The sequence below is a fragment of the Terrimonas sp. genome (genome assembly GCF_003075435.1).
GTDB lineage: Bacteria > Bacteroidota > Bacteroidia > Chitinophagales > Chitinophagaceae > Agriterribacter.
Genome location: NZ_QCZJ01000043.1, coordinates 14843 through 32249, shown reverse-complemented (window position 1 = coordinate 32249; position 17407 = coordinate 14843). Strand labels below are relative to the sequence as shown.

The 17407-nt window shown below is 41.5% G+C and carries 9 protein-coding genes; 6 read left to right on the top strand and 3 right to left on the bottom strand.

Annotated features, from left to right (window positions below; genetic code table 11):
- Nucleotides 1-221: 221 nt before the first annotated feature.
- The 5 genes from rpsL to DC498_RS24885 all read left to right on the top strand — a co-directional run bounded on the left by rpsL (nt 222) and on the right by DC498_RS24885 (nt 5009).
- The gene (gene rpsL, locus DC498_RS24905; RefSeq protein WP_116876838.1) at nt 222-602 is read left to right on the top strand and encodes a 30S ribosomal protein S12; all 381 of its coding nucleotides are present in this window, start codon (nt 222-224) and stop codon (nt 600-602) included.
- Between the two features lie 39 nt (nt 603-641).
- Entirely contained in the window at nt 642-1109 is a 468-nt protein-coding gene (rpsG, locus tag DC498_RS24900; RefSeq protein ID WP_116876837.1) for a 30S ribosomal protein S7, read from the top strand.
- A gap of 58 nt (nt 1110-1167) precedes the next feature.
- Nucleotides 1168-1887 carry a DUF2490 domain-containing protein gene (locus DC498_RS24895; protein WP_165813957.1) on the top strand — a complete coding sequence of 240 codons (720 nt, stop codon included), beginning with the start codon at nt 1168-1170 and terminating at the stop codon, nt 1885-1887.
- A gap of 314 nt (nt 1888-2201) precedes the next feature.
- Nucleotides 2202-4346 (top strand): elongation factor G, encoded by a 2145-nt coding sequence (fusA, locus tag DC498_RS24890; protein WP_116876835.1) that lies wholly within the window; start codon nt 2202-2204, stop codon nt 4344-4346.
- A gap of 147 nt (nt 4347-4493) precedes the next feature.
- Nucleotides 4494-5009, top strand: coding sequence for a hypothetical protein (locus DC498_RS24885; protein WP_133176975.1), 516 nt, complete (start codon nt 4494-4496; stop codon nt 5007-5009).
- A gap of 42 nt (nt 5010-5051) precedes the next feature.
- Here the strand turns inward: DC498_RS24885 and DC498_RS24880 are convergent, their stop codons facing one another.
- On the bottom strand, nt 5052-6563 hold the full coding sequence (locus tag DC498_RS24880; RefSeq protein ID WP_116876833.1) for a family 43 glycosylhydrolase: 1512 nt from the start codon (nt 6561-6563) through the stop codon (nt 5052-5054).
- Nucleotides 6564-6757: 194 nt separating this feature from the next.
- Here DC498_RS24880 and DC498_RS24875 point away from each other — a divergent pair, with 194 nt between their 5' ends.
- Nucleotides 6758-7960 (top strand): DEAD/DEAH box helicase, encoded by a 1203-nt coding sequence (locus DC498_RS24875; RefSeq protein ID WP_116876832.1) that lies wholly within the window; start codon nt 6758-6760, stop codon nt 7958-7960.
- A 365-nt stretch (nt 7961-8325) separates the two neighbouring features.
- On the opposite strand, the gene DC498_RS24870 is transcribed toward DC498_RS24875, so the two are convergent.
- A complete protein-coding gene (locus DC498_RS24870) occupies nt 8326-8541 on the bottom strand; it encodes a general stress protein CsbD (RefSeq protein WP_116876831.1) in 216 nt (71 codons plus the stop codon).
- A gap of 23 nt (nt 8542-8564) precedes the next feature.
- Entirely contained in the window at nt 8565-17336 is an 8772-nt protein-coding gene (locus DC498_RS24865; RefSeq protein WP_116876830.1) for a glycoside hydrolase family 94 protein, read from the bottom strand.
- Nucleotides 17337-17407 lie beyond the last annotated feature (71 nt).

Genomic DNA, 17407 nt, shown 5'->3' with positions numbered 1-17407 from the left:
ACAATTAAAATGTGGATTGTAAAAAGAAAAAAAGTAACAAAAAAAAGAAAAAGGGTAATAGTAGTAATAGTGTCTACTTTTTTCAGGACATGACAGCAAACGCTGATAGCTGACAGCTGATACCTGATAGCTCCCCACATATTTTTCAGAAATTTGATTATTTAATTTTGCATTTTCCCGTAAGGCGCTTACCTTTGCCGTCCCAAAAATAAAAGGTTAGAATGCCTACAATACAACAATTAGTAAGAAAAGGTAGAGAAATCATCAGGGCAAAGAGCAAATCCAGGGCACTGGATAGCTGTCCTCAGCGTCGTGGCGTTTGCACACGTGTATATACAACCACTCCTAAAAAGCCTAACTCAGCGCTTCGTAAGGTTGCAAAAGTACGTTTAACCAATAAAGTAGAGGTTATCGCTTATATACCGGGTGAAGGTCACAACCTGCAGGAACACTCCATTGTGTTGATCCGTGGTGGTCGTGTTAAGGATTTGCCAGGTGTACGTTACCATATTGTTAGGGGCAGCCTTGATACTGCGGGTGTAAAAGACCGTAAACAAAGCCGTTCTAAATACGGAACAAAAAGAGAAAAAGCTAAAAAATAACAGGCTTAATTTAAGTCAAGTAAGATAATATAAACAGTCATGCGTAAAGCACAAGCCAAAAAATTACCATTAGCACCAGACCCGAAGTTTAACGATAAACTGGTTACCCGCTTTGTAAACAACCTTATGTGGGGTGGTAAAAAAAGTACAGCATACGAAATATTCTATACTGCAATTGATCGTGTTTCCAGCCTATCCGGCGAAAACGGTTATGAAATATGGAAAAGAGCATTGAACAATGTAACGCCTTCAGTTGAAGTTCGCAGTCGCAGAATTGGTGGCGCTACTTTCCAGATTCCCGCAGAGGTTCGTCCCGACAGGAAGATATCTCTTAGCATCAAATGGTTAGTACGTTACAGTCGTGACAGGAATGGTAAAACAATGGCTGATAAATTAGCTAATGAAATTATAGCTGCAAGTAAAGGTGAAGGCGCTGCTTTCAAAAAGAAAGAAGATACTCACCGTATGGCAGATGCCAACAAGGCATTCGCTCACTTCAGAGTTTAAAATATTTTTTGATTTTTTTTGCCCTGTTGCTTTTTATGCAGCAGGGTTTTTTTTTACGATGAAAAATATAATCCCTGTTATTTGTACATGCCTGTTGATCTCGTTATCAGCTAATGCCCAGCAAAAAGACCTGGGTACCTGGCATGTGGTAAACGCCCAGTATAATATTAATAAAAAATGGTTTGTCTGGGGGGAGCTGCAAACAAGGTCGCAAAAGTTTATGGATGCCTTTTATTATTATGAAGCCAAGGGTGGTGCAGGAATGTATATTGGTAAGGATTTTTCATTGTGGGTGGGAACGGGCAGATATGCTACCTACGCTAATGACGGTAACTTTAAAAAGCCTTTTGCCAATGAAGAATTTCGTTTTTGGCAGCAGCTGAATATGAACAATTATGTGCACAGGATAAAATTTGAACATCGTTACAGGATGGAGCAACGCTGGCTTGCACAGGGCGGGTACAAAAACAGGTATCGCTACAGGTTGAATGCCTTTTTGCCTCTGAACAATACCAAGGTAACTGCCAAAACATTTTTCCTTAATGCGCATGAAGAGATTTTCTTAACCAATAAAAAACCGCATTTTGAGCGGAACAGGATATTTGTTGGCGCGGGTTATATGCCTGATAAAAATACTACATTGATGGGTGGTTATCTGCATCAGTATGATTATACCGCGGCAGGCACATCTTCTGCTAAGAATTTTCTCCAGATTTCTCTGTTGCTGCAGTTTCATCATGACGAAACTGTGGAGCGGGTGCCGCAGATACTGGATTAAAGCCCCTCCCAGCCTCCCCGCAGGGGAGGAGGTCTGCCCGCAGCCCGGGCTTATCAAAGGAAGATTATAAATTTCTACTATAACGTCTGCAGGCAGGGCCTTATACCCTTCACCTTTTCCTTTGGCAATTAATTTTTTATTCTTATTTTTGCGCCGCCAAAAGAAGCGGCAGTCATCCTGGTATTTACGACTTGCTTCTATTTGGCGGAATATGAGAGTAGCCCCCACCATATAGTTAATTACAGTTCCGGTTTTTCCGGAACATTTTCAAATATTCATTTTTTCGTTTTAAAACTTTTTCCAAATTATAATTTATGGCAGACTTAAAATTTCAAAGAAACTTTGGTATTGCGGCACATATTGACGCAGGTAAAACCACTACCACGGAGCGTATACTGCGTTATACGGGTATGATTCACAAAATTGGTGAGGTACATGATGGTGCGGCAACTACAGACTGGATGGAGCAGGAAAAAGAAAGAGGTATTACCATTACTTCTGCTGCGGTAAGCTGCCAGTGGAATTTCCCTACAGTTAAAGGAAAGGCAACTGCTGATACAAAGAAATATTATTTTAATATCATTGATACTCCGGGTCACGTGGACTTTACCGTAGAGGTTGAGCGTTCCATGCGTGTACTGGATGGTTTGATCGCCCTGTTCTCTGCGGTTGATGGTGTAGAACCCCAGTCAGAAACTGTTTGGCGCCAGGCTAACCGTTATAAAGTTCCCCGTATCGGTTTCGTAAATAAAATGGACCGTGCAGGTGCTGACTTTTTAATGGTGGTTAAGCAGGTTAAAGAAATGCTGGGTGCAAAAGCTGTTCCCTTACAGTTACCTATAGGCGCAGAAGACAACTTTAAAGGTGTGGTTGACCTTATCAAAATGAAAGGTATCATCTGGCACATGGAAACAGAAGGCATGACATTTGATGAAATAGATGTTCCTGCTGACATGGTTGATGAAGCCAATGAGTGGAGGGCTAATCTTGTTGAAGCTGTTGCTGAATATGATGATAATCTGATGGAAAAATTCTTTGATGATCCTAACACCATCACCGAAGAAGAAATGCATGAAGCTATTCGTAAAGCTACCGTTGATCTGAGCATTGTTCCGATGATGTGCGGTTCTTCGTTCAAAAATAAAGGCGTACAAACTGCATTGGATGCGGTTTGCCGTTACCTGCCTTCACCGGTAGATATTGAAGCTATTGAAGGTACTAATCCTGATACAGGAGAAGTTGAGATACGCAAACCAGATCCTAAAGAACCATTTGCAGCGTTAGCGTTCAAAATCATGACCGATCCTTTTGTTGGTCGTTTGGCGTTCTTCCGCGCATACTCTGGTCATTTAGACGCAGGTTCTTATGTATTGAATGTAAGAAGCGGTAAAAAAGAGCGTATCAGCCGTATCATGAAGATGTTTGCAAACAAGCAGAACCCTATTGATTTTATTGAAGCAGGTGATATTGGCGCTGCGGTTGGTTTTAAGGAAATTAAAACAGGTGATACATTGTGCGATGAAAATCATCCTATCACATTGGAGAACATGTTTATTCCTGAGCCGGTTATCGCGATAGCAGTTGAACCTAAAACACAGGTTGACGTTGATAAAATGGGTCTTGCTATTGGTAAGCTCGTTGAAGAAGATCCTACATTGCGTGTAAATACAGATGAAGATACCGGTCAAACCATCCTTCGTGGTATGGGTGAGCTGCACCTTGAGATCATCATTGACCGTATGCGCCGTGAGTTTAAAGTAGAAGTAAACCAGGGTGCACCACAGGTGGCTTATAAAGAAAGCTTTTCTAGTACTATTGAGCATCGTGAAGTGTTGAAAAAACAAACTGGTGGTCGTGGTAAGTTCGCTGATATCATATTCGAGATCGGGCCCGCTGATGAAGAGTGGCTGAAGGAAAACCCCGGGAAAAACTTCCAGTTTGTGAATGATATTTTCGGAGGATCTATTCCTCGTGAATTTGTTCCTGCTATTCAGAAAGGATTTGAAACGTCAATGAGCAATGGCGTGTTGGCAAACTACCCAATGGTTGACATGAAGATCCGTGTATTTGATGGTAGCTACCACGATGTGGATTCTGATTCAATGTCATTCGAGCTTTGTGCAAAAAGTGGTTTCCGTGAAGCAGGACGTAAAGCAAAACCGGTTTTACTGGAACCTATCATGAAAGTGGAAGTATTAACACCTGATCAGTACATGGGTGATGTAACGGGTGATATCAACCGCCGCCGTGGTATACTGGAAGGTATGGACACACGTAATAACCTGCAGGTTATTAAAGCCAAAGTTCCATTGAGCGAAATGTTTGGTTATGTAACACAGCTTCGTTCATTAACTTCCGGTCGTGCAACTTCAACAATGGAGTTCAGTCACTACAACTCTACACCGAATAATATAGCTGAAGAAGTTATAGCTAAGGTGAAAGGAAAGGTTACTGCATAGTTCGTGAGTACACGCTTATAAGCGAATCTCAATTATATAAACCCTGTTCGGCATAATTGCGGAACAGGGTTTTGTTTTTGTATAGCTTAACGTGAGTTATTGTTTTATGTAAGCCTCAATGGGCAAAGTGCGTAAAGAAAAATGCATTTGCTGCGCTGCTCTGTTAAGAATGCGCATGAAATTATTGATAAAACATATTTTCTGTTTCTTTGCAAATCCATCATGTTATTAACGCGTAAACCATATCACCTGCTTTTTGTACTTGCTGTATTACTTGCTGTCGTTTCCCTTGCAGGAGCAAATAACAGCAAAACTGTTGATGTGCATCTTCGCGAAACTTACTATGTATTAGATGTTATATTTATTATGCGTGCTATAACCATGTTGCTTTTACTGTTGTGGCTGCTGTATATCTTTACTTTCCAATCTCTTTTTTCGGTAGGGCTTGCATGGATGCATATCAGCCTTACGCTTATATTATCAATTACTATCAGCGGAGTGCTATTGTGGAAGTCCGGCAATTATGTTGTAAGTATAGATATGATGCATGTAAATATCCGCCGCACCACATTCATTGTACAAATATTTATTGCGTTAATGCTGCTAACGCAATTGATCTACTTCATCAACCTGCTGGCAGGTATTCTGAAGCGCGTGAATTAAGGTAGGCTACAGCAACACTGTATTGGTTGTGTTATGAATCCGTTATTTTAGCGGTGCAACTACAATCGACTTAAAAACAACTGTTCCGAATTTTGAATACAACCATAAGTAATCACCTCTCTGTTCTATTGCCCGGTTAACAATACATCTCCTGTTGTCTATACACACATCAATAATATCATCCTTCATAATAATATCAAGCCGTATGGTTTTATTCAAACCATCTACTGCTTTGATAGAAGTATTTCCCAGTTTTACTTCTGCCCTGTTCGTGGAAAAATCCAAACCATAACCCTGTCCGGCATTTTCGTTTGCCCGCAGGTATAATCCATATTCATCAAAACCACCTTTCGGTTCAATTTCCATTGTGATCCTGCAGTTTTGAGGTATGTTCTTTGCATAACAGGATACCAGGCCTCTTAAACCTTTTAGCTCATACGTTTGCTTATTAATCTGGTTAATACCTTCATCCACCTGCATGGTTATATTTATCGGATCACCTGCAGGCGGTATCATTTCAGGAACAAACCTGGTAGCAAGTGTTCCGTCTTTCTGCTGAATTACTTCGCGAAGAATGGTGTGCCCGCCAAATATTTCTTGTCCATCATCTTTATTGTCTTTCCGCGAAGGAACCCAGCCTGCGGCTATTCTCCTGTTACCGGTAAAAGCAGCTGTTTTAACTACGTTCGACCAGGCTTCTTTAAAGCTCTGGTTGGCAGGATACTGCCATGGTCCATAAGGTTGACGGGACATTACATAGTATGTTTCTGAATCTGTGCTGTACAGCAGGTAATACCATCCGTTCCAGTAAAAATAATCAGGACATTCAGGTACTGCGCCCACTCCATAAATTACCGGTTCTTTAACCTGCCAGTTTTTTAAATCAGAAGATACCAGGTGAACCAATGCTCCTTTCTCGTGAAATTTTGCAGGCTCAGTTTCGCTTGATACAAAAAGATGAAAATTTCCACTATTGTCTACAGATACTTTTGCATCACGGAAATTCCGTTTACTATAGCCGGGCGCATAGGTGTAAAAGGGATTTGGGTTTTGTTTTTCAAAGTGGATTCCATCATTACTAACGGCATAACTTAGCTGTTCAGCAATTTCTCCTGATGGCATAATTCTCCTGGTAGCATAAAAAGCATAAAATTTTTTATCGTGATATATCACTGATCCTGTACAGATGGATTTTTCCCATTCTTCATCAATACCTAATACCACAGGATATTGTTTCCATGTTTTCAAATCTTTACTGGTGCTTAATACCCATTGGTGTCCGCCTAATCCGTTCAGGGCTGAGTGATGCCCCGAATCAATCAGCCAGTACAGGTAGAAAGTGCCTTTATGATAAAAAGGAATACAATCACCAACAAACAGGTTTCCGGCAGGTTTAAAATAAGCCATCGTGTTGGTGGGCTGTGCAGCAGGATCATAATTGATACGGAAAATACCTGTTGATTGATTTTGTGCCTGTAAAGCAGATAATCCTGTAAAGCAAACAATAATGATGGGAATAATTTTCATGAAACGTTCTTTGTAAAATATGTTCATTCGTTAAATATAACTATTCTGTGTATACGCTTTTGCGATTTATGCAGGAGCTGCAAAAGGAACAATTCAACGGGACTTATTAATGTTACATAATATTAATATTTCACAGCCATCTGGAAAACGATGAACCATTTAAGCGTATCTTTATGCCGTTCCAAAAAATTAATGCTCATTTATTATAAACAATTAACCCCTTGCAGTTCAGTACATTTAATTTTCATCCTAACCTGATGGAAGGTATAGGAGCCAGCAACTATGAAATAGCCACACCCGTACAGCAACAGGTAATTCCGCCTATATTGAATGGCAGGGATATTATTGCTTCCGCACAAACAGGTACGGGTAAAACCGCGGCTTTTTTGTTGCCTGTTATTAATCAATTATTGGAAAAAGGCTCAAGCGGGCAGGTGAGCGTACTCGTTATAGTGCCCACCAGGGAGCTTGCTATACAGATAGCGCAACATGCAGAAGGACTTACCTATTTTACCGACATCAGTTCCCTTGCAATATATGGTGGCAATGACGGGCAAAATTTTACCAGCGAGAAAAAAGCGCTGCAAATGGGTGCGGATATTATAATATGTACTCCCGGCAGATTTATCGCGCATCTTAATATGGGTTATGTATCTATGAAGGGCTTACGCTTCCTGGTATTGGATGAAGCCGACCGTATGCTGGATATGGGATTCCAGGATGATATCAACAGGATCATTACCGCGCTTCCTGCAAACCGCCAAACATTGTTGTTTTCAGCAACCATGCCCCCGAAAATAAAAAATCTTGCAAAAAATATACTGAAAGATCCTGTTGAGATCAATATAGCTATTTCGAAGCCGCCGGAAAAAATAGTACAGCGTGCTTATATCGTTTTTGAAGAACAAAAATCAGGACTTGTAAAATACCTCCTTCAACACACGCCTTATAAAAGCGTTTTGATTTTTTGCAGCAGGAAGCAAAACGTAAAGTCGCTGGTACGTAACCTGAAGCAGTATGGTTTTTCTGCAGAAGAAATGCACAGCGACCTGTTGCAGTCGCAAAGAGAAAATATTATTAACGGCTTCACAAGCGGGCGCATTACAATACTGGTAGCTACCGATATTTTAAGCAGGGGGATAGATATTGATACCATTGACCTGGTGATTAATTATGATGTTCCCCGGGATGGTGAAGATTATGTGCACCGCATTGGCCGCACGGCAAGAGCTGAAGCCGATGGTGTAGCGATTACCCTGGTGGGAGAGAAGGAGCAGAATAGTTTTAATGCTATTGAAAAACTGATTGGTACAACAGTAGAAAAAGCAACCTTACCACAAATGCTGGGACAAGGGCCGGAATATAAGCCTGCCAGACAAAAAAATAATAATGGGAAATACAGGAAGTTTTATAAGCGCAGATAGGTAGATATATGCTTCTTCAGATGTCTTTTGTTATCACAGTTCAATACAGCTAAAAGAGGTGACATGTATCCTGGACCCGGCGTTAATTAGTATAGGCGAGACTATAGCCTTTCGTTTATTTTTTCATTCAACCTTGTTTACTATATACGTTTTATTTTTCCGGTGTGCTCCACCTTTAGTTTTCGCATGCCGGGCACTATAAATATTACTGCTGCGCTGCAGCTACCTAAAAGGAATTGCACATACAAGATGCAGCGCACCATAATTTTTGTGGTATACAAATAGAAAGGCAGGCAAGCCGCAGCGCGGCGCAATATAATAAGGATAATGTCGAACGCATATCAACATCTGTTACGCAATAATGATCACGATGCTTTTCCCTCATTCTCAGAGATGCTTTCTATCAATACCCTGATCTCATCTTTTGTTCTGCTTAATTTTTTGGCAAGTTTTTCCAGTAATATATCAGCATTTTCAGGATCATATACAAGGTCTTCGTCAGTAAGCCGATGATCGTTTTCTTTAAGTTTTTCTTTTACCATCTCCCATGATTGTTTTAACGTTAATTGTATTTTGCCCATGATTGTTTGTTTTAAATGTTACCTCAATAAATTTGTTTTGAAACACGCTCTGTTGTTGCAGGCATAGTATTTTTTATTGCAGGGTTAATCGTTATTTCAATGATATGTTCCCCTTCATCGTTAATCAATTTGATAGATTTATCAGTTACAGGCAAACCGTTATATATAATACGTGTTGCTGCGCCGGGAACATTGGTAGACCTTATCTTAATTATATAAACGGTATTTAAATATTTGTAGATAATAGAGAACCCGCTCCACTCTCCGGGAATAGAAGGATTGAAATAGAGCTTGTTTCCCTGCTTTTGCATACCGAGGAAATATTCAATGATCAGTTGATACATCCAACCTGCGGAGCCGGTATACCATGTCCAGCCACCACGACCGAGATGCGATACCTGTGCATAGACATCCGCCGCAACTACATAGGGTTCTACTTTATACCGCTCAACAGATTGCTCATCAGCAGCTCTATTTAACGGATTGATCATTTTTAGCAATTCCCAGCCTTTTTCATTTTGCTTCAGCTCCATCAAAGCCATTACAAACCATATAGCGGCATGTGTATATTGTCCCCCGTTTTCTCTAACACCCGGCACGTAGCCTTTAATATAACCCGGGTTAAGAGTCGACTTGTCAAATGGCGGATTAAGCAATTGAATAATGCCTGCTTCTTTATTTACGAGCTGCCGATATGCTGAATTCATCGAGGTTATCATTCTTTCATTGCCGGCAGCATTTGATATAACACCCCAACTCTGGGCTATAGAATCAATACTGCATTCATCATTCTGAACGGAGCCCAGTGGCGTGCCATCATCAAAATATGCGCGGCGATACCAATTGCCGTCCCACGCATGCGCTTCAATATTCTTTTTTAAATTTTCTGCTTCCTGCAGGCAGCGTGTTTTAAAAACGGTATCATTTCTTGCTGCTGCTATTTCACTGAAGTCATGCAATATCTTATACTGGAAAAATGCCAGCCAGACACTTTCACCTTTTCCTTCTTCTCCAACTTTATCCATACCGTCATTCCAGTCGCCGGAGCCCATTAGCGGCATTCCATGCTCACCGAATTTTAACCCGTTTTCAATGGCTTTAACGCAGTGCGTATATAAATCGGCAGTATAGCCTGATCTCGTTGGCAGATCGTAATAAGATTCTTCTCCGTGATTCAACAATCTTCCTTCTAAAAATGTGATCTGTTCATTCAGTATACTTTCATCACCGGTATAATTGACATACTTTATAGTGGCGAATGGAAGCCATAGAAAATCATCCGAGCAGGTTGTTCTCACACCCCTGCCCACAGGCGGGTGCCACCAGTGCTGCACATCACCTTCGGTAAACTGGCGCGAAGCATTCAGCAAAATTTGTTGTTTGGCTATTTCCGGTTTTGTATATAATAAGGAGAGTACGTCCTGCAACTGATCTCTGAAACCAAATGCGCCACCTGACTGATAGTAACCGCTTCTTCCCCATACCCTGCACGCCAATGCCTGATAGTTGAGCCATCCGTTTGAAATAATATTCAGTGCCGCGTCAGGTGTTTGAATTTGTACTGCGCAGAGTGTTTCTTCCCAATATTGCTTAACTCCTTCAAGCGATTGATGTATTGCGCCGGTGGTTTTGAATTTCTCTATTATCGCATTCGCTGCTGCCTGATTTTTTGCAGCACCCAGCTTAAATACAATTTCATGTTTTTCATCTATACCCAAATTAAACTGGGATTGTATAGCAGCGCAGGGGTCAAGCGCCGCGCCATATTTTCCAGATAACTTTACCCTGTTTAACGCTTCCGGATTCCTGTTTGTGCCATTGCGCCCGATAAATTCTTTCCTGTCGCAGGTAAAGGATTGAAATGTATGATCACCATCGAAAAAGGCTACACGGTTCTCAAAGTCAAGATTATAGGCATTCCTGGCATATATCGTTCCTGAGTTCGTGTCTGCACTCGTTACAATATGCATTTGTGTTTTATGTTTAAATTCACCCAACACCCATTCTACATAGCCGGTTACAGAAAGCTTGCGCGGTCTGCCGGATTGATTGTGCAATTGCAGCAATGTGAATTTTACGCAGGATTCCCGGTCAACAAATACTGTCATGATTGAGTATATGCCATCTTCATTATGTTCAAAAATGCTGTAGCCAAATCCATGTCTTGTAATGTATGCTGTTTTGCTCCGGGTGGGCAACGGCGCAGGCGACCAGAATTTTCCGCTCTCCTCATCACGCAAATAATAACACTCTCCTTCAAGATCTCCAACAGGATTATTATTCCATGGTGTCAGCCTGTATTCATGTGCGTTATCCAGCCATGAATATGCCTGCCCGCTTTCTGAGATCACTGTTCCGAATGCCTGGTTCGCTACAATATTACTCCAGGGCACAGGCGTAAGTTTTTCAGGACTGGTAAAGATGATATACTCTTTCCCATCAGCTGAAAAACCTCCTGTTCCATTAAAGCATTGCAAATCTTTTGGCATAGATACAGCCGCGGTAATAGAAGGATAAAATTTTTGGGGTGTGAAATAAGGAATAATATTTTTTGACTTGATGGGTTTATTTACCTGTTCTTCCAGCGTGCCGAACCTGTCTGAAATTACAATACGGGCTACTGTTTGAAAAAGGATACGGTCTTCATTCGAAATCTGGTCTGAAGAACGGATGAATACACCACCTGCAGTTTCTTTTATTTGAGCGCCAACCATTGGCGATACCAAAGCCTGTATTTCATTTTGCAAAGTATGCCGGTAACTGCCATGGTCTTCATTCCATATTACAAGATCAACCGCCAGCCCTTTCATACGCCAATACGCATGCGCCTGTATCATTTGCTTTACAAGCTCAATATTTTTCGCATCTTCGATCTGCACAAGCACTATAGGTAAATCTCCTGAAATAGAATATCCCCACAAACCAGATTGTCCTCTGTTATTGCGTTCAATAATATCAGGTGATGTTCTTAAAGCCTGGTTAAGATAGATAACCGCGCTTGCTAGTTTTCCGTACAACTGCGCATCCTTTTCAGAAGCATTTATCTGGCGAAGAATAACCTGGCTGTGTGTCCATGATAATTCAAAACCACGGTCAACCAAAAATTTGTCCTGATATTTATCTATTAATTCCTTACAGCTTTCTTTTGTTTCAGCTATGCCTGTAACAACATCAATGATCGCTGCTTTCTGCGGTTCAATTTCTATTTCATACCGTATAGAAACAACCGGATCAAGCACCGCGCCCTGTGTTGATGCCATTGCACCATTTTTCAACATCGCCACAGGCTGATGTATGGTATTGCCCCTGCCTATGAATTTCATCCTGTCTGTTTCGTAGGAAACATTTTTTACCGTTGCCTTATAGGCCTTCATAAGATGGAACATGGCAGGATGCGTTTCATGCTGCGAACGTGGACGTCTTGTGCAGATAATAGCATGTTGCTGTTCAATCAACTCCGATTCTATAAATAAGTTACTGAATGCAGGATGTGCCGCATCCGCGACAGGCGTAGTTAATACTACTTCTCCATAACTGGTTATTTCAATTTTTCTTTTTCTTCTCGACCTGTTGGTCAGTTTTATTCTTCTCAGCTCTACATCATCCTCAGGAGAAACTACAATTTCGGTATGTGTTTCTATGGCAGCATCCCGGCGGCGAAACTCAGCACGACCCTGGGAAAATACCGCTTCATAATGTTCTCCTTCCTGCATTAGCGGCTGGTAAGCGGTTGACCAATATGCATTGCTCTCCACGTCTTTTATAAAGCAGAAACTTCCCCAGTTATCGCAGGTGCTGTCCTCACGCCAACGTGTAACCGCAATGTCCTTCCACCGGCTGTAGCCGCCACCGGCATTGGTAACCACTACATGATACCTGCCATTTGACAACAGTTGAACTTCGGGTACCGGTGTATGCGGTGTATTGATCACTCGGATAGGATATGCTTCTTCCTTACTTACAATGCCGCTTTCAGCTATATGCAATGCCGGAGCGTTGGATACAGATACTCTTGGTATCCTCTCCTGCAGCAACAATAATGCTGATTGTAATTGTACATCACTCACAAATCTTTTTTGCATGGGTTGATTAAGCAGCAAGTAAGACAGCGAGAGAAAAGCCATGCCCTGGTGATGCACCATATATGAATTGATCAGTGCATATTCCTGTCCTCTCGGTAATCTTGATGTGGTATAATCTATGGCTTCATGAAAACCGAATTCATCTTCAAACCCATAAGAAGACATTCGTTTTAAATTCCCGGTGGCTTCTTCCGGCATAACCATCAGCGCCATTATCGTGGAATACGGAGAAATAACAAGATCATCTCCCAGTCCTCTTTTCAATCCTGTTCCGGGAACACCAAATGCACGATACTGGTAATTCATAGCTGCGTCGATCATATTATAACCCGATTCGGAAATACCCCAGGGCACATTTCTTTTTTCACCGTATTGTATTTGTTTCAGCACAACGCCTTTATGTGTTTGATCAAGCAGCGTATTATCATACGAAGGCATAACCAGCAAGGGCATTAGGTATTCAAACATGGAACCGCTCCACGATAACAGAACAGGTAACGGCCCGGTATCAGACAACTGCCTGCCTAATGCAAACCAGCTTTCCTGTGGTATTTTGCCCTGTGCAATGGCCACAAAAGCTCCAAGCCTTGATTCAGATGCCAGTAAGTCGTAATAACTATTGTCTCTGCGATGTTCTTCCACGTTATAGCCAATAGATAATAATCTTTGTGTCTTACTATACAGGAATTCATAATCAACAACGGTATTTTCATAACAGGTGGCTACGATGCTTTCAATGGTATACACCCTTTCTTTTGCGCGTCTTGCAGACTCCAGTATAGATGATATAAATGTGTCAAGCCATTGATTTTCTGCTGTGCTATTATCTACTTTATAATATTCCTTTATTTTAGGCAGGGTGTTTACCTGTATTTGCGTTAGCTGCTGCAGGGTAGGGATAAAATCAATCGCAGCAATTAAATCATCAAATTTTGGTGAGGGTGTTTGCAATAATATCCACGGGCAAAGCACATATATATCCGAAGCCATGTCATAGAGCTGTGCTTCAAAGAATGCTACCCAGTCTGCCTGTGATGCTTTGCTTTCAACTTTACCCTGCGAAATAATTATTGCGGATATATCTTTCAGATGATTTACCGCAGAAATTGCCTGTTTGAGTGTAACAGGAGGTTCGTTCCTGAGTTTTAAAATCTCGTTTTTAACAGTGATAATATTTTCGTCTGACGGATATTTTTCCAGTAATATTTCGATAATATCAAGCAACCCGTTAAAAGACGTTGAGGTAAATATGCTGTTGTCTTTAAGCGCAAGCAATCCTTGCCGCAAAACCAGCAGGTGACCAACAAAGTTGCCACTGTCTACTGAAGAAATATATTTAGGTTGCAAACATGCCAGCGTTTCGGTATCATACCAGTTGTATAAATGTCCCCTGTATTTTTCCAGTGCCTGCACAGTATCTAATGTTCTTCTCGTACGGTCTAATAATCTTGTTACGGAAATATAGCCGAAGTCATACGCGGTTAAATTAGCCAGTAATGACAAACCAATATTGGTGGGAGATGTGCGGTGCGCAATTTTGGGATCAGGATTTTCCTGGTAATTATCAGGAGGCAGCCAGTTATCATCAGCGCCAACAAACCGTTCAAAGAAAGCCCAGGTTTTTCTGGATAATTTATGCAGGTAAGTGGTTTGCTCAGATGAAAGCACAGATTTTTTAGCCTTACGCGGTTCGCTTACAAGGTAGGCTATCGCGGGTGATATAAGCCAGCATGTAACGAGCAATATAGAGGGAATAACCTGCTGTTGATCTGCATAAATAAGCCAGCCGGTTACAGCAACAGCAAAAACCGGCACAAGCCACATGGCTTTAAAATATTGGGTTATTGTTTTGGGAGATGATTTTAATGTATTGCCATAAGGATTCCATTCAAGTAATTTTTTCTGGGAAATAAAAATTCTCCATGCTGTACGAAGAATGGCATCAGTATTAATCCATGCTTCGTATGGAAGAAACACCAGGTTTAGAAACTGCTGAAAAAAAGTGTTGGTAGAATTTTTTGAAATATATACTACATGTGCATAGTAACCGATGTCTTTGGGTTTTGCTGCAAGGTCCCAGGTGAGTTTAATAATGGAAGGCAGTAATAGTGTAGCGATTACCGTTAGTGTTATTGCCGAGCCTGGCATATATATCCAGCAGCAAATAAGAAGTATTAAAAAACTCACGGGAACCAGGCTGCGCCTCAGGTTGTCGAATATTTTCCATTTTGAAAGCGCTGAAACAGGATTGCTTCTGTACTGCTTTTGTGGCGAAGGAACAAAAGGGGAAAGCCATCGTCCAATCTGCCAGTCGCCTCTTACCCACCTGTGTCTTCTCTTCATGTCGGCAAAATAGGTAGAGGGATATTCTTCATACAGCTGCACATCGCTTAAAAAACCCGACCGTGCATATGCGCCTTCAATCAGGTCATGGCTTAAAATCCTGTTCTCAGGAAATCTTCCTTCAAGCGCGTGAATGAACATGTCCACATCATAAATACCTTTTCCTATAAATGAGCCTTCTTTAAAGAGATCCTGGTATACATCAGAAGTAGTTAAGGTATATGGGTCAACGCCGGGCTCATTGCCATGTATTCTTGCATACAGTGAACTTCTCTCGCCCGGTAAACTGTTGGATACACGTGGCTGAAGAATAGTATAGCCATTTGTTACACGTTGTTTGGCGGTTGAGTATTCAGCTTTATTTAAAGGATGCGCTAAGGTGGCGATCATTTTCCATGCGCTCTCCCTTGGCAGTTGTGTATCAGTATCAAGTGTGATAACATATTTAATCTGAGGGAATATTTTTTCATCACCAATAATTACTGAGAAGCCAGCATTACTATTGCCACGGAGCAGTGCATTCAGCTCTTCCAGTTTTCCGCGTTTGCGTTCATACCCCATCCACAATTTTTCTTTGGGATTCCATTTACGTGGCCGGTGAAACAGCATAAACATACCCCCTTCATTGCTGCCATACCGCTGGTTTAATTCCTGTATGCTGTTTTGTACATGCGTTAAAAGCTTTTCATCTCCGGCTGAATGCTCTTCACAGGCATCTTTAAAATCGGTAAGCAATGCGAAATAAAGATTGGCATCGTGATTGGCGATAAATCTTACTTCCAATGCTTCGGTGAGTTTGTCAATTTCTTCAATGGAACCAAGCATGGTTGGTACTACCACCAGGGTTTTATGATTTTCAGGAATACCTTTTGAGTAATCCATTTTAGGGAGTGGATGTGGGGTAATAAGCAGGTTGGATATCCAGTTCACCAGTATGATAGCCGATTGACTCGCGGCGATGCAACCGAAAAAAGCCAGCAGGTATAGTTGCCAGTTTTTAAGCGGGTAAACATGATCTGCAGACAAAATAAACCAGCATAGTAAAAATGTAAATAATGCGATTGCTGCCAAATACCAAAACAACGGTTTTTCGGTTATGCCTTTCCGTAACCTGTCTCCAAACGGGAGCTTCGCCTTTACCACATTTTCCAGTTCTTTCAATCCTTTATCAACCAGGAAATAACCTACGTGTTTTTTTCTGTCCTCATTCCGGTTTTGTGCCGAAAGCTCAATAGCAAGGGCTGCTACCTGAGGCTCTGAGCGTTCACTGCATTTAGATAGTTTTTCAACGACGTGGCGGTAGTTATCTCTTGTATAAAAATCCATTTCACCATACACACCGTCAATATCCTGTTTCAGGATTTTTTCGATAGTGCTTTCGTGTTCTACAAAAGTTTTCCAGTCGGTTGCGTTTAAAAACCGCAGGCTGCCTATACTGTTGCTTACCGATACCTGCCTTGTGGCCTGTTTCTGATTTTCTATCTGCACTACTTCATTGCCCGTAAGCCCGCTATCGCTTACAAATTGTTCAATCCAGCTAAGCGGTAAGGCAAGGGTAGATCCTCTGCCCTGTAAGCGCCTGGTAAGTTCTGCTACAAATGAACCTTTAACCGGCGGCTTTGATCTTGCCATATCCGCAAGCACTACTACTAAATTTTTGGGATCTTTTTCCGCCGTCCCAATCATCTGGTCTGCCCAGTAATCAGCGAGATTTTTGTGTAGTATGTCCAATGCTATTTGTGTAGAGAGGCGCCGCAGGTTTTCAATCAGGGCCAGGCGCAGCATAATAGGAATTGCCCATAGCTCCCCGATCTTTAATGCGGTTACAGACTGGTAAGCCTGTATAAAGCCAGACAGGCTTTCCATATCCACCCTGCCATCACTGTGAGAGATCAACTCAACTACAATATCATACACACGCGGCAAGCCTTCAGAAGCGCCATTGGCTAATTGAGGTAATGCTTTGCTGTAGCCTTTAGGCAGATGTTTTTTTCCGGTGTATACCTGGTCTTCTATTAAATAAAAATTATCGAGTAACCATTCACCTGCCGGGTTTATTCTGCTGTTTTGCTTAACGGTTTCAGTAAGCAGGTTATGTACATCCATCAAAATGCTTTCATTATCGCTTAAGCGTTTCAGCATTTTTTCAGAAGGTTTGCTTTTGGTAATTATATGTTTGGAAGCTAATGAACGCGCATGTTGCTCCATTTGCTGTAGCGTGAAAAGCTCAGAACGCAGTGGTTCTTTTTCGTCAGCATATTTTTCGAGAAGGTTATCTGAAAAAAGAGGGGTGATGATGTTTTTTTTGATAGCGGAAATTGCCTGTGGAACCAGTTCGGATATTTTATCTGTAGCACTGCTTACTTTCATAATGGGAAAGAAAGCCAATAATCATGCCCCCAGGAAAACAGGTGAAGCAACAAAACAAAATATTGATGCAG